The 14,235-nt window shown below is 38.4% G+C and carries 13 protein-coding genes; 6 read left to right on the forward strand and 7 right to left on the reverse strand.

Annotated elements, in window-relative coordinates; translation table 11 throughout:
• Positions 1-25: 25 nt before the first annotated feature.
• Positions 26-472, forward strand: a complete 447-nt coding sequence (locus RBH95_RS14720) for a Na(+)-translocating NADH-quinone reductase subunit F (RefSeq protein WP_307900326.1) — start codon at positions 26-28, stop codon at positions 470-472.
• Positions 473-531: 59 nt separating this feature from the next.
• Here RBH95_RS14720 and nqrF read toward each other — a convergent pair whose 3' ends face one another.
• From nqrF to RBH95_RS14750, 6 genes are read right to left on the reverse strand one after another with little or no spacing between them, the layout of a single operon-like run.
• Positions 532-1,842 (reverse strand): NADH:ubiquinone reductase (Na(+)-transporting) subunit F, encoded by a 1,311-nt coding sequence (nqrF, locus tag RBH95_RS14725; protein WP_307900327.1) that lies wholly within the window; start codon positions 1,840-1,842, stop codon positions 532-534.
• A gap of 1 nt (position 1,843) precedes the next feature.
• Positions 1,844-2,563 (reverse strand): NADH:ubiquinone reductase (Na(+)-transporting) subunit E, encoded by a 720-nt coding sequence (nqrE, locus tag RBH95_RS14730; protein WP_307900328.1) that lies wholly within the window; start codon positions 2,561-2,563, stop codon positions 1,844-1,846.
• 30 nt (positions 2,564-2,593) lie between these two features.
• A complete protein-coding gene (locus RBH95_RS14735; protein WP_307900329.1) occupies positions 2,594-3,238 on the reverse strand; it encodes an NADH:ubiquinone reductase (Na(+)-transporting) subunit D in 645 nt (214 codons plus the stop codon).
• Positions 3,239-3,244: 6 nt separating this feature from the next.
• Positions 3,245-3,997 (reverse strand): Na(+)-translocating NADH-quinone reductase subunit C, encoded by a 753-nt coding sequence (locus tag RBH95_RS14740; protein WP_307900330.1) that lies wholly within the window; start codon positions 3,995-3,997, stop codon positions 3,245-3,247.
• A 1-nt stretch (position 3,998) separates the two neighbouring features.
• On the reverse strand, positions 3,999-5,198 hold the full coding sequence (locus RBH95_RS14745) for an NADH:ubiquinone reductase (Na(+)-transporting) subunit B (protein WP_307900331.1): 1,200 nt from the start codon (positions 5,196-5,198) through the stop codon (positions 3,999-4,001).
• A 2-nt stretch (positions 5,199-5,200) separates the two neighbouring features.
• Entirely contained in the window at positions 5,201-6,556 is a 1,356-nt protein-coding gene (locus tag RBH95_RS14750) for a Na(+)-translocating NADH-quinone reductase subunit A (RefSeq protein WP_307900332.1), read from the reverse strand.
• Positions 6,557-6,719: 163 nt separating this feature from the next.
• Here RBH95_RS14750 and RBH95_RS14755 point away from each other — a divergent pair, with 163 nt between their 5' ends.
• From RBH95_RS14755 to RBH95_RS14775, 5 genes are all read left to right on the forward strand, one after another.
• A complete protein-coding gene (locus RBH95_RS14755) occupies positions 6,720-7,970 on the forward strand; it encodes a type IX secretion system plug protein domain-containing protein (RefSeq protein ID WP_307900333.1) in 1,251 nt (416 codons plus the stop codon).
• A 132-nt stretch (positions 7,971-8,102) separates the two neighbouring features.
• Positions 8,103-9,473, forward strand: a complete 1,371-nt coding sequence (locus RBH95_RS14760; protein ID WP_307900334.1) for a pyridoxal-dependent decarboxylase — start codon at positions 8,103-8,105, stop codon at positions 9,471-9,473.
• 100 nt (positions 9,474-9,573) lie between these two features.
• Entirely contained in the window at positions 9,574-9,960 is a 387-nt protein-coding gene (gene apaG, locus RBH95_RS14765) for a Co2+/Mg2+ efflux protein ApaG (protein WP_307900335.1), read from the forward strand.
• Positions 9,961-10,204: 244 nt separating this feature from the next.
• The gene (pruA, locus tag RBH95_RS14770) at positions 10,205-11,830 is read left to right on the forward strand and encodes an L-glutamate gamma-semialdehyde dehydrogenase (protein ID WP_307900336.1); all 1,626 of its coding nucleotides are present in this window, start codon (positions 10,205-10,207) and stop codon (positions 11,828-11,830) included.
• A 144-nt stretch (positions 11,831-11,974) separates the two neighbouring features.
• Positions 11,975-13,624 carry a T9SS type A sorting domain-containing protein gene (locus RBH95_RS14775; RefSeq protein ID WP_307900337.1) on the forward strand — a complete coding sequence of 550 codons (1,650 nt, stop codon included), beginning with the start codon at positions 11,975-11,977 and terminating at the stop codon, positions 13,622-13,624.
• Between the two features lie 60 nt (positions 13,625-13,684).
• Here RBH95_RS14775 and tnpA read toward each other — a convergent pair whose 3' ends face one another.
• Positions 13,685-14,119, reverse strand: a complete 435-nt coding sequence (tnpA, locus tag RBH95_RS14780; protein ID WP_307900338.1) for an IS200/IS605 family transposase — start codon at positions 14,117-14,119, stop codon at positions 13,685-13,687.
• Between the last annotated feature and the right edge of the window lie 116 nt (positions 14,120-14,235).

Genomic DNA, 14,235 nt, shown 5'->3' on the forward strand with positions numbered 1-14,235 from the left:
GTAACTTAAAGCAAATATCAATCTTATGATAACTTCTAATAGATTCGATCAAGCCATTCAAAAGCTATATAATGCCTTTCATAACGACACCTTAAACCCTGAATGTTGCAAGCAGTGTGCGGTGGGAAACATTTTGGACCATAAAGATTCATGGAAACATTTATCAAATGGTCATGGTTCTTTAGAATTAAATTACCTGGGAATGGTACACCAAAACCTAGGACGAAGATTTAATGGGTACACACCGTTGGAGTTATTACAAATTGAAGCCACTTTTTTAAAGGCTTGCGGTTTTAAACTACCCTTGCATTACAGAAACAAAAAACCAACTAATCCCACGGATAAAAATACTCTTTTTAAGGGTTTAAGTGCTGTTGTAGGATTGCTATGCAAATTGGATAATATCAACAATGTTATGGATTGCGCTGTCCTATTTAACTATGAGAAGAAGCCTAAAGAAGTTTTATTCTAAAATTCTCCATAAAAAAAGCCGATTCAATTGAATCGGCTTTTTCGTATCTATTATTTGGATTATCCTCCAAAATCATCAAAACGGATGTTTTCATCTGGAAGACCAAAATCTTGTCCCATTTTTTCTACAGCCTTGTTCATTAACGGCGGTCCACAGAAATATAATTCGATATCTTCAGGAGCATCGTGATGATCCAAGTAGTTTTCGATTACACAGTTGTGAATGAATCCTACGAATCCATCTCCAGCCTCATCATGAATATCTTTCTTCACTTTCCAGTTATCTTCCGGAAGTGGCTCAGACAACGCCAAGAAGAACTTAAAGTTAGGGAAATCTCTTTCTAAAGCTCTAAAGTGCTCAATATAGAACAACTCGCGCTTAGAACGTCCTCCGTACCAGTAAGTAACTTTTCTACCCGTTTTAAGAGTCTTGAATAAGTGGTACAAGTGCGAACGCATTGGTGCCATACCTGCTCCACCACCTACATATAACATTTCAGCGTCTGACTCGTTGATGAAGAATTCACCATAAGGTCCTGAAATAACCACTTTATCACCTGGTTTTCTTGAGAAAATATAAGATGACGCAATACCTGGATTTACGTCCATCCATCCATTCTTAGCTCTATCCCATGGTGGCGTAGCAATACGTACATTAAGCATAATGTCACGTCCCTCTGCTGGGTAAGAAGCCATAGAGTAAGCTCTCTCAACAGTTTCATCATTCTTCATTACCAATGGCCAAAGCCCAAATTTATCCCATTCAGCTTGAAACTTATCCGGAGTTTCGTGCTCTTCTGGGTGTGCGGTAATGTCGATATCAGAATATTTAATTTCACACTTAGGAATTTCAATTTGGATATACCCTCCAGCTTTATAGTTCATATCCTCTGGGATGCGTACTACAAATTCCTTAATGAAAGATGCCACGTTGTAGTTACGTACAACTTCAGCTTCCCACTTCTTAATTCCAAATACTTCTTCAGGAATGGTGATTTCCATGTCTTGTTTTACCTTAACCTGACATGCCAAACGTGCACCATGCTGTAACTCTTTACGAGTAAAGTGAGGTGTTTCTGTTGGCAAGGCTTCTCCTCCACCAGACAATACATGACACTCACATTGGATACAAGTTCCACCTCCACCACATGCGGAAGGCAAGAAGATTTTTGAATTTCCTAAAGTAGATAATAAGGTTCCACCTGATCCTACTTCAATTTCCTTTTCCCCGTTAATTTTAATTTTAACCGGTCCTGAAGGAGATAATTTTTGTTTTACAAATAATAACAAGGACACCAATAAAAGTGTTACTACCAAAAAGGCAGCGACCGTTGCTACTATGGTTCCTACTGTACCTGCTGCTAATATCATGTTACTCGTTTACTTTTGTATTGTTAGCTAACTTATTCTCTGTGTCCTTCTTTACAGTTTCTACCTGTGCAGTTTCAGCCTCTTCTTTAGCACCTTCATCACCTCCTGTTAACATACCACCAAAACTCATAAAACCAATGGCCATAAGCCCTGTAATGATAAACGTGATACCTAAACCTCTCAACGGCGCTGGAACATTGGAATATCTAATTTTCTCGCGGATAGCAGCAATTGCCAAAATAGCCAAGAACCATCCTATACCAGAGGACAGCCCATAGTTAAGTGCTAATCCTATTGAAGGAATCTCACGAGATTGCATGAATAACGATCCTCCCAAAATTGCACAGTTTACAGCAATAAGTGGCAAGAAAATACCTAAAGAGTTATACAATGCAGGAGAGAACTTTTCTACTACAATTTCTACCAATTGCACCATGGTTGCGATGGTTGCAATAAACATGATGAAGGAAAGGAAACTCAAGTCATAATCTGCGTACTCAGCCCCTAACCATTTTAAAGCTCCAGGTTGCAAAATATATTGATCCAACAGCCAGTTAACTGGTACAGTAACCGCTAATACAAATATTACCGCAGCTCCTAGACCTACAGCTGTAGATACTTTTTTAGACACAGCCAAGTAAGAACACATTCCTAAGAACGTGGCAAATACCATGTTGTCTATAAATATCGATTTGAAAAATAATTCTATGTGCTCTAACATAATCTATCTTTTTAAGTAACCCCCGAGGGATTAATCTTCAATTAAATCTTTGTTTCTGCTACGTTGTACCCAAATAATGATACCTACCACAATCAATGCCATTGGAGATAACAACATAAATCCGTTGTTTTCGTATCCTAAAGCGTATAATCCTGTTTTTTCAATTGGATCTCCCAAAACCTTAAACCCTAATAGGGTTCCAGATCCTAAAAGTTCTCTAAAGAATCCAACAATAACCAGGATAACCCCGTATCCTAATGCATTACCAATACCATCTAAAAAGGATTTCCAAGGTCCGTTACCAAGCGCAAACGCTTCAAAACGTCCCATAATGATACAGTTGGTAATAATCAAACCAACGAATACAGATAATGTTTTACTAAGTTCGTATGCAAAAGCTTTCAGCACCTGGTCTACGATAATTACCAACGCAGCCACTACTGTTAGCTGAACAATAATTCTAATTTTAGAAGGGATAATGTTTCTGATTAATGAAATAACTACGTTACCAATTCCCAATACAAACATTACCGAAACAGCCATTACTATAGACGCTTTTAATTGAGCAGTAATAGCCAAGGCTGAACAAATACCCAATACCTGAATGGTAATAGGGTTATTGTCCGCTAATGGGTCTGTAATTAACTTGGCGTCTTTTTTAGATAAAAGTCCCATATCTTATTAATTGTTTTTTAAGTTATCGAAAAAAGGCTTGTACAACTGTAAGTCGCTCTTCAACATTGCTGCAACACCATTACCAGTAATAGTTGCCCCCGCAATGGCGTCTACCTCATTATCGGTTTTGTTTTCGTTTTTAGGGTCAGCATTCCCTTTAGCCACATCAATCCCTTTGAAATTTCCGCTGCTATCCAATAGATGCTCTCCAATAAAGTCGTCCATAAAGAAACGCTCTTTAATATTGGCCCCAAGACCAGGAGTTTCCCCTTTATGATCAAAATAAGCGCCTTGAACCACCATGTTTTCGTCCATAGAAACATAGCCCCAAATAGCATCCCAAAGTCCTTTACCATATACTGGAGCAATATAAAATGTTTTACCATCCTTCTCTCCTACAAATATTGGCAATTGTCTTTTGGAAGCATCACCTTCAGCAGCTTCCTTTGCCTTTTTAATATCTATTAAATAAGCGTTGTCATCTTCAGAAACTTCTCCACCTTGCATTACCAACTGCTTAGTGATATATTTTGAAAACAATTCTGGAGCTTCAGACTTATCTACAAAAACAGCGCTACTTTCATCATTTTCATTAACACCCATAGCGTACAAAATGTTTTGTTTTTTCTCCAACTCCACATTTTTTCCAATTGTACCCTTAAGTGACGCCGCAGTAAAGGCCAACAAAGCTCCTACTACCACTACCATACCAATGGCAAACAATACGGTATATACGTTACTATCTGTTTTATTACTCATCTTAAGCTGTTTTTGCTTTTAAACGTTTCATTCTTTTCTTAACATTTCCTTGTACCACATAGTGGTCAATGGTCGGTGCAAATACGTTCATCAATAAAATGGCCAACATCACACCTTCTGGGTAAGCTGGGTTGAACACACGGATCAAGATTGAAATAAATCCAACCAAGAAACCATATATCCATTTTCCTTTGTTGGTTTGCGAAGCCGTTACAGGATCTGTGGCCATAAACACAGTACCAAAGGCAAAACCTCCAATTAATAAATGGTGCCAGAATTCAGTACTCATTAGTCCATAGAATTTACTGCTTTCAGTTATCCAACCAGCATCTACAACACTGTTAAAGATCAATCCCATAACCAAGGCTCCCAAAACAGAAGACAACATAATTCTCCAACTTCCAATTTTAGTAAAGATCAAGAACAATCCTCCCAAAAGGATTAAGAATGTAGACGTCTCACCAACAGAACCTGGAATAAACCCATAAAACATATCGACCACAGAGTAACCGGCATCATGACCTTGAGCTAAACTTCCCAAAATTGTTTCCCCAGAAATGGCATCAACATTTGCTCCACCAGCAATTTCATTGGCACGCTCAACAGCACCGTGCACCCATACCTTATCTCCAGACATCCAAGTTGGATATGCGAAGAATAAAAACGCACGAATAGTCAAGGCAGGGTTAAGGATGTTCATCCCTGTACCACCAAAAACTTCTTTACCAATTACCACACCAAATGCTACGGCAACAGCCAACATCCATAATGGCAAATCAATAGGTACAATAAGTGGTACCAACATTCCAGTTACCAAGTAACCTTCCTCTACCTCATGTCCTTTTATGATGGCAAACAAGAATTCAATTCCAAGTCCAACACCATAAGACACGATTACTAGCGGTAATATTTTAATCAATCCAATATAAAACGCATCCCAAGACATAAAGTCAACAGGAGTACCCAAGGCATTAAAGTGTTGGTATCCTGCATTGAACATACCAAAAATCAAACACGGGATCAACGCCATGATTACCGTATTCATGGTACGCTTTAAATCGTCGGCAGCCTTTATGTGAGTTCCACCATGAGTGGTTTCGTTAGGCAAGTATAAAAAAGTATGCAATGCGTTAAACGCAGGGGCCATTTTGGTGCCTTTATACTTTTCTTTTAAGTTATGTAATGTACTTTTCAAACTCATGGCTATCCTATTTCTTTAATCATTAAGTCCAAACCTTCTCTAATAATCTTTTGGTGAGGTTGTTTAGACACACAAATAAATTCGGTCAAAGCAAAATCTTCTGGAGCAACTTCATACATACCCAAAGCTTCCATCTCATCAAGGTCCTTGTACATACAGGCCTTAAGAAGTTGCATTGGATACATATCTAAAGGAAATACTTCCTCATAATTTCCAGTCACCACAAATGCTCTGTGCTCTCCGTTGGTATTGGTATCTAGATCAAACTTCTTCTTAGGGTTCAACCATGAAAAAGTCATCGCTCTAGAGGTTGATATTTTATTGAAAACAGGTTTGTTCCACCCAAAAAACTCATAATCGTCCCCTTCAGGAATTACTGTAACTGTGTTACTGTAGTAATCCAAACATCCATCTGGCTTTACGTGTTTTCCTGTGAGTACATTTCCAGAGATTATTCTGCAATTGCTATCCTTATCAATTCCATTATCATAAACCATAGTAGCCACTTCACTTCCAATTTTGGTTCTGAAGTATCTAGGTTTTTTCACTGAAGATCCTGCTAAAGCAACTATACGCTCGGCGTTGAACTTCCCGGTAAGCAACATTTCTCCAATAATTACAAGATCTTGAGGAGTTACGGTCCAAACCACCTCTCCTTTATTAATTGGATCTATTTTATTGATTTGCGTCCCAACATTCCCTACAGGGTGTGGTCCAGACACTTTATGTAAAGTTACCCCTGAAAGACCTACCAATGGCGAATTGGAACCCGCTCCAACAGACACATGCACAGCACCGTCCGTAAGTTTTCCTAGCGCCGTAATGGCAACTTGAAGCTCAGCCTCTTTTCCTTGCAACACATAATCATAATCTGCTGCCAAAGGCGCCGATGCATATGCCGACACAAAAATAGCCTTCGGGCTCTTGTCTGGATTGGCAATAACATCATAAGGGCGTTGCTTGATAAATGGCCAACAACCCGATGCCAACAAATAAGATTTGATAGCATCTGCATTTGCAGAAGCTACATCTAATTTGCCGCTATCCAGGTAAGATTGCTCTTTATCCGCTTGGATCTTAATTGCTAAAATTCTTCGTTTTGCACCACGTTGTACCTCGATAACCTCTCCTGAAACTGGAGAGACAAATTTCACAAGTTCATTCGCTTTATCATAAAAAACAGTTTCACCTGCCTTTACTTTTGCGCCTTCTTTTGCTACTAATTTTGGGGTAACGCCGTGAAAGTCTTCTGGCCTGATGGTGCAGAAATTACTGACGATCGCATTTTCCGTTGATCTATCAGCTTCACCTTTTAGGTTTATATTCAGACCTTTTTTAATCTTAATGTCGTTTGACATATGTTTGATATTGAAATTAATTGTCTAAAAATCGACGCAAATTTACGAATTAATACCTAAATTATATTTGAAATAATAGCATGTTATTTATTTATACCAATTCTAAATAAACAAAATTTACGTCCTATAAAATTAACTATATTTACATCAAAATAAGATTTTAATGACATCAAAATTCAACCTATTAGCCTTTACTTTCCTTTTTCCAATCATTATTTTCTCACAAGTTAGCGAAGTTCCCCCACCATATTTCATTAAAACCATCACCTTCAAAGGTGATACCCAAGAGAGCCAACTCCCTATTTTAACCTTGGGGCAACCTCTCGTTTTAGAATTTGATGCCCTAACTGGAGACGAGGAAGACTTCTACTATGTCATTGAGCATTTTAATTTTGATTGGACTCCATCCCAACTTGTAAAATCGGAATACTTAAAGGGCTTTGACAACCAACGTATTAGGGATTATGAAAACTCATTTAACACCTACCAAATCTATTCGCACTATACACTCCAAATCCCCAACAACCAAACCGGAGGCATTTTAAAAAGTGGGAATTATTTAATTTCCGTTTACGACCAATATGAAGAACTGATGTTTTCCAGAAAATTTATGGTTTACGAAGACTTAGTAAGCGTTGGCGTCACCTTAAAGCGCTCAAGAGACGTTAGTGTTATCAACGAAAAACAATCCGTTGACTTCATCATTAACTCAAGAAGTTTAAACCTTAACAATCCAAGCGAAACCATAAAAACCCTAGTCATTCAAAACAACAATCTTAACACTGCTATTTCCAACCTAAAACCACAGTATACGATGGGCAATGAACTCATTTATAAGTATACCACTGAATCCAGTTTTTGGGGTGGCAATGAGTATTTATTTTTTGAGAACAAGGATGTTCGAGCAGCCAATGTAGGAGTTCAGTTTATTGATTTAAGAGATATTTACCACGGATTTCTATTTACCAATACAGCTCGAGCTGGGCAACCTTACACCTACAACCCAGATATCAACGGAAATTTTGTAATCACAGCCTTAGATACCGACAATGTATCCATAGAAGCCGATTACACCAATATTCACTTTTCTTTACTATACCCAGAATTACCCCAAGGTCAATCTATCTATGTATATGGCAATTACAACAACTATTCTACAGATGAAAGTAACAAAATGGCCTACAACCCCACCAAAGGTATTTATGAAGCTGTCATAAAACTAAAACAAGGTTTTTACAACTATAAATATGTAATTCGTGATGCAAATGGAACTTTAGACGAAGGAGCGATTTGCGGTAATTATTATCAAACCGAAAATAATTACAAGGTGTTGGTTTATTATCGCGATCTCGGCGCACGTTATGATAGACTAATAGGAATAGGAGAAGGCTCTTCTGTAAACATTACAAACTAAATAAAATAATTCAATGATTGTGAGAGCAATCAACCTAGCCCAAACTTAAAATCCCCTAGCTTTCAGCTAGTTTGATATTAATTTTCATTAAATTTAGGCTTATCTGAAGTTTCAGAACATAAAGCTTAATTCATGGATGAAGATTTAAAGTTGTTTAACGAATTAGTCCAAGTACTTCTAGAAGAAGAACAAAGCCAGCCAGTTGCCAAGCCAATTGAAACGGAGCTTCTTTACGATAAACTGGATTTATCGCTGCCGGACACACCAACTTCTGCCGACGACTTCAAAGCCGAATTAATTGAAATCATCAAATACACTCCTAAAACTGCTTCCTCCTCCTTTTTCAACCAATTGTATGGAGGCCGATTGGACAAGGCTACTTTAGGAGACCTTTTAGCCGTAATGCTAAATACCAGCATGTACACCTACAAGATTGGTGGCCCCCAAATAGGAATCGAAAAAATTATCCTTAAAAAAATATGCGAAATAGTAGGGTACGGACCAAACAGCGATGGCACCTTTGCTCCAGGAGGCTCTATGAGCAATTTTATGGCTATGGTAATGGCTCGAGATAAATACGACAAATATGCCCCAAGAAAAGGAGTGACCTCTAAAATGATTATTTATACTTCGGAGGTATCCCATTATTCCATCAACAAAAATGCAGCATTAATGGGCATTGGAAGAGATCAGGTGCGCGAAGTAAAAACCAACAACCATGGAGAAATGCTAGCAGAAGACCTTGAGCTAAAAATCCAAAAAGATCTTGAAGAAGGTTATCATCCTTTTTTTGTTAACTGCACTGCAGGCACAACCGTTATGGGAGCTTTTGATGATGTTAGTCTTATCCATAAAGTAAGTAGTAAATACAATCTTTGGCTACACTTGGATGGCGCCTATTGTGGCTCAGTTATTTTTAGCGAGACATACAAACATTTGGTCAATGGTGTGGAATTAACAGATTCGTTTAGTGTTAACGCCCATAAAATGCTGGGGACACCGTTAAGCTGCTCCATTATCGTTACCCAAAACTCAGAAGACCTTCATATATCCTTTTCCAATGAAGCTGAGTACTTATACCAAACTGATGGCGACGAATACAACCTGGGCAAAACTTCCTTGCAATGCGGAAGACGTAATGATGCTTTGAAATTTTGGACTTTATGGAAAAGTATCGGTTCACAAGGCTTAGAGCGTATAGTAAACAAACAATTTCTATTGGCAGATGTAGCAAGAAGTTACATTAACAACCACCCAGATTACACTCTCTTTAGTTTTGACAATTCAATTTCGGTGTGCTTCAACTACAAAAGCACCCCCGCAAAAGAATTGTGCACAGCACTCTATAAAGAAGCCCAACTTATGGTAAGTTATGGCGTTTTTAAGGAACACGAATTCATCCGTCTGGTTACCATTAATTCGGTTCTGGATGAAACCGATATTATAAATTTCTTTAAGGTGTTGGAAACATTTGTGAAAAATCATAAATTCAACTTAAAATGACCCTTAAAAACCTTAAAGTTGTTAAAAATATGGCGCCAAAAAGCCAAAAATGAACAAACAAAAGAAAAATACATTAATTTAGCTGCTTAAGGTTATTTGTATGGTACAACAAGTTACAAGCGGTATCAAGATTTCCGTAGACACCACATTTGAAGGTACATTTTATAAAAACTATAAAGTGCACTTTGCCTTTGGCTATAAAGTAACCATTGAAAACCAAGGAAAGGACGCTGTACAACTCAATTCAAGACACTGGAAAATTTATGACGCCCTCAACAATGTTGAAATTGTAGAAGGCGAAGGTGTTATTGGTAAAAAACCTGTACTGCAGCCAGGCGAGTCGCACACCTACAATTCTGGCTGCCTGCTAACCTCTCCCTTTGGAGCCATGAAAGGCTACTACAATATGGTTAACTTTACCACGACAAACAATTTCAAAGTTTACATTCCTGCTTTTAAGCTAAGTGCACCTTTTGCCCTTAATTAAAGGTATCTTGAATATTTTTTTTAAATCATTAGGTTTCATTTTAGACTTCCATGGGAATAGATGCACTTCAAAAGATCCGGTCATATTCGATTTCCAGTAATTTTCAACAAAAAGAACTCGCACATAACTCTCAAAATGTCACGGCTTTTTAATATGGTTTTATGAAAGTATCGTTCCCGTACATTTCCAAAAAATTGTACCTTTGATTTTCGATATTTTCAATAACCCTATAAATAGAATACCCATGGGAAAAGGATTTTTTAACGTACCCGTTGCTATCAACGAACCGGTAAAATCTTACGCTCCCGGATCTCCGGAACGCGAAGCTGTTTTGAAAGCTTACAAAGAAATGTTCAATAGCAAAGTGGACGTACCACTATATATCAATGGTCAAGATGTAGAAACAGGGAATACCCGCACTATGTCTCCGCCTCACGACCACCAACATATCGTTGGAACCTACCATCTTGCAGAAAAATCGCATGTAGAAGAAGCCATAGCTACGGCTTTAGAAGCTAGAAAAACTTGGTCGCAACTTCCATGGGAACAACGCGCAGGCATCTTTTTAAAAGCTGCAGAATTGGTTGCAGGACCTTACCGAGACAAAATAAATGCGGCCACCATGATTGCACAGTCTAAAACCATCCACCAGGCAGAAATTGATTCAGCGTGTGAATTGGTAGACTTCTTACGTTTTAACGTGCAGTTTATGGCAGACATATACCATGAGCAGCCAGAAAGCACAAGCGATGCTTGGAACAGAGTTGAATACCGTCCTCTAGAGGGATTCACCTACGCCGTAACTCCCTTCAACTTTACAGCAATCGCAGGAAACTTACCTGCATGTATGGCCCTAATGGGAAATGTTGTGGTTTGGAAACCTAGTGACAGCCAAGTATATTCTGCAAAAGTAATTATGGATGTATTCAAGGAAGCTGGAGTTCCTGCAGGTGTTATTAACGTGGTATTCGGAGATCCAGCAATGATTACAGATACCGTAATGGCGAGTCCAGATTTTTCAGGTTTGCACTTTACAGGATCAACATTTGTTTTCAAAGAACTTTGGAAAAAAATAGGAGAAAACATCCACAACTATAAAACATATCCTAGAATTGTAGGTGAAACTGGAGGAAAAGACTTTATTGTAGCCCACAAAACTGCCAACCCTAAACAAGTAGCGACAGCTATTGTAAGAGGCGCTTTTGAATTCCAAGGACAAAAATGTAGCGCAGCTTCAAGAGCGTATATTCCTAATACTATTTGGGACCAAGTTAAGGACTATGTCATAGAAGATTTGAAATCTTTTAAAATGGGATCTCCTGAAGACATGAATAACTTTATCACCGCCGTAATTCACGAAGGATCTTTTGACAAACTTGCTAAATATATCGACGGCGCTAAAGCAGACAGCGATGCTGAAATTATTGCCGGAGGAAACTACGACAAATCTAAAGGCTACTTTATTGAGCCAACTGTGATTGTGACTACCAATCCAAAGTATACTACCATGTGTACGGAACTATTCGGTCCAGTAATTACTATTTATGTATACGATGCCGAGGCTTATTCTGAAACTTTGAAATTGGTAGACGAAACAAGTGAATATGCTCTTACAGGCGCCATTCTTTCTACGGACAGATACGCCGTTGAGGAAGCCACTAAAGCTTTACAAAATAGTGCTGGAAACTTCTACATTAACGATAAGCCTACCGGGGCAGTTGTAGGACAACAACCTTTTGGAGGAGCTCGAGCTTCAGGAACTAATGACAAGGCAGGTAGCGCGCAAAACTTACTGCGTTGGGTTTCCCCAAGATTAATCAAAGAAACCTTTGTAACACCTACAGACTATCGTTACCCGTTCTTAGGCTAAGACATATTATTTCTAAATACAAGAAACCTCAAAAGTTAACTTTTGAGGTTTTTTTTGGCGCCGCAACTCCCTTTATGCTTCTGAATTCTAACGCACTGAAATTATTCGTATCTTTAATTTCCATTAATCATAAATCGACCTCATATGAAATTAAATTACTTTTCTCTTTTCTCTTTCTTAACCATCCCTTTCCTATTTTACGGACAAACCCCGGGAGGCGAAAGTGACATCACATCCATAAACTCCTCCATAACCTACCAAGGTTTTGATGAAACCTCTGCACATGCAGGAACAGGAGAATACAAAATTTACTACGATAACATTGACGGCGTCTTTGACAAGCCCATAATAATAACAGATGGATTTGACCCCAATGACTCCAGAACCATCGACCTAATGTACAGTTTATTGGACTATGGAGAACCTGTCCAAAACCTTGCTGATGCTTTACGTGATGAAGGCTTTGATATCGTTGTTTTAAATTTTCCAACCTATACCAGCAGTACGGATAATTCTACAGAAATAAATGGAGGGGCAGACTTTATTCAAAGAAACGCCTTTACACTTACCGAACTAATAGAAACCTTAAATGCACTTAAAGAAGGGAACGAACAAAATGTAGTAATCGGCCCTAGTATGGGAGGATTGGTTGCTCAGTACGCGTTGCGCTATATGGAGCAAAACAGTATGGAACATGACACCCGGCTGTTCATCTCGTTTGACACACCACACTTAGGAGCCAATGTGCCAATGGGAATTCAATATATGTTCAATTACATGTATAACGGGGATCCTGCAATTGCAGAAGCCGAGAACTTAGTAAACGGATTCCTGAACAGTGCTGCCGCAAAACAAATGTTGATTGACCATTATTTGGGACATCTGCAATCAGGATCCGATGTAGACCAAGACCCAACCATAACATTGCCAGTAGGAGCTCCAAATTTCAGAGATGTCTTCCAAACTGAAATAAACACTATGGGAATGCCGCAAGATTCTAGAAACGTCGCCATTGTTAACGGTAGTGGCACAGGCGAAATGACAGGGACCCCTGGAATGGAATTAATCAATCATGCTTTTGATACCGGTGTTGTGGGAACATCCCAAACGCAAGCTACCATTGCCATTAATTTTGCTCCTTTAGCGTCACAAACAATTACAGTAGCCGATTTGGTTGGACAGATTAATATTTTCAACAATTGGATAGACGTTTATAATTTTGAGGCAACCGCAGAATCACCAGCCACGTCAGACGGCTTGGACAGTGCTCCAGGAGGACAATTCGACCTGTATTCCTTCGGGGATGAGTCTGTAGATTTAATTTCGGAATTTGTGGACAACTTAAATTCACAATACTTCTGTTTTATACCAACTTTAAGCGCGCTTTCTATAAGTGACAGCAACTGGTACATAGCTCCAACGACCTCTTCCTCGCCTTTTGACAACACCTACATCCCTGCCGGTAACGAGCCTCATGTCACCCTAACTTCTGGCAATGTTGCTTTTGCCCTGGCCGAAATTTTGGAAAACTCATTAAGTCTTTCATCTTTAGAAATGGATGTCGTAAAACTTTCTCAAAACCCAATAAAGGATCAAATGAGTATACTAAGTTCTTCGGAAATAGCCACTGCTGAAATAGCCATTTATGATCTTACTGGAAAACAAGTCTATCAAACCAAAACCTCACTTACAGAACACAATACTTTCAATTTAAAGTTGGATTCTGGATTATACCTGTTACAAGTTAAAGACAATTCAAAAATACTTTTGAACACTAAATTGGTTGTAAACTAAACCACTATGGACTGGAAGTCCATAGGTTTGTTATACAAGGGACTAAAGTCCCTCTTTTTTTTACTCTAATATGAAATTAGAATTATCTGAATTGGGTTTTCTATGATGCTCCAAATATTCATTTACCATCTCATCTGTTATATTTCCTGTACTCCAAACGCCATATCCTGTTGCCCAAAAATGTTTGCCCCAATACATTTTTCGTAGTTGCGGAAACTCCTGCTGTAATTTCCTTGAACTCCTACCCTTTAGCTGTTTTACTAAAAAACTAATACTTTGCTTTGGCGAATATTCTACATGAAGATGAACATGGTCTGAACTTACAACTCCTTTTAATATCTCTAATTCTTCTGCTTCACATATTTGAATCAGTAAATCTCGACAACGCAATTGAATATCTCCAGTTAACACTTTATATCGATACTTCGTTGACCATACTATATAACAACTCAACCGACTTACTGTATGAGATCCTTTGCACTGAAATTCCGACATCCCATAAAGATAAAATTTTCCATATAACTAAAGTGCTGCAATAAAATTGCAGGGTTTTAGACCCTAATTTGAAACCAATAAAGAATGAACTATTTAAAAAAAGGAGCGCAAATTAT

It is taken from the genome of Mangrovimonas sp. YM274, from assembly GCF_030908385.1.
Classification (GTDB): Bacteria; Bacteroidota; Bacteroidia; order Flavobacteriales; family Flavobacteriaceae; genus Mangrovimonas_A.

Bases quoted from the DNA above. Each gene is read 5' to 3' on its own strand.
- RBH95_RS14775 (WP_307900337.1), top strand. From the start codon at position 11,975: ATGAAATTAAATTACTTTTCTCTTTTCTCTTTCTTAACCATCCCTTTC.
- apaG (WP_307900335.1), top strand. From the start codon at position 9,574: ATGGTACAACAAGTTACAAGCGGTATCAAGATTTCCGTAGACACCACA.
- RBH95_RS14755 (WP_307900333.1), top strand. From the start codon at position 6,720: ATGACATCAAAATTCAACCTATTAGCCTTTACTTTCCTTTTTCCAATC.
- RBH95_RS14760 (WP_307900334.1), top strand. From the start codon at position 8,103: ATGGATGAAGATTTAAAGTTGTTTAACGAATTAGTCCAAGTACTTCTA.
- RBH95_RS14745 (WP_307900331.1), bottom strand. From the start codon at position 5,198: ATGAGTTTGAAAAGTACATTACATAACTTAAAAGAAAAGTATAAAGGC.
- RBH95_RS14750 (WP_307900332.1), bottom strand. From the start codon at position 6,556: ATGTCAAACGACATTAAGATTAAAAAAGGTCTGAATATAAACCTAAAA.
- RBH95_RS14720 (WP_307900326.1), top strand. From the start codon at position 26: ATGATAACTTCTAATAGATTCGATCAAGCCATTCAAAAGCTATATAAT.
- RBH95_RS14735 (WP_307900329.1), bottom strand. From the start codon at position 3,238: ATGGGACTTTTATCTAAAAAAGACGCCAAGTTAATTACAGACCCATTA.
- nqrF (WP_307900327.1), bottom strand. From the start codon at position 1,842: ATGATATTAGCAGCAGGTACAGTAGGAACCATAGTAGCAACGGTCGCT.
- nqrE (WP_307900328.1), bottom strand. From the start codon at position 2,563: ATGTTAGAGCACATAGAATTATTTTTCAAATCGATATTTATAGACAAC.
- RBH95_RS14740 (WP_307900330.1), bottom strand. From the start codon at position 3,997: ATGAGTAATAAAACAGATAGTAACGTATATACCGTATTGTTTGCCATT.
- pruA (WP_307900336.1), top strand. From the start codon at position 10,205: ATGGGAAAAGGATTTTTTAACGTACCCGTTGCTATCAACGAACCGGTA.
- tnpA (WP_307900338.1), bottom strand. From the start codon at position 14,119: ATGTCGGAATTTCAGTGCAAAGGATCTCATACAGTAAGTCGGTTGAGT.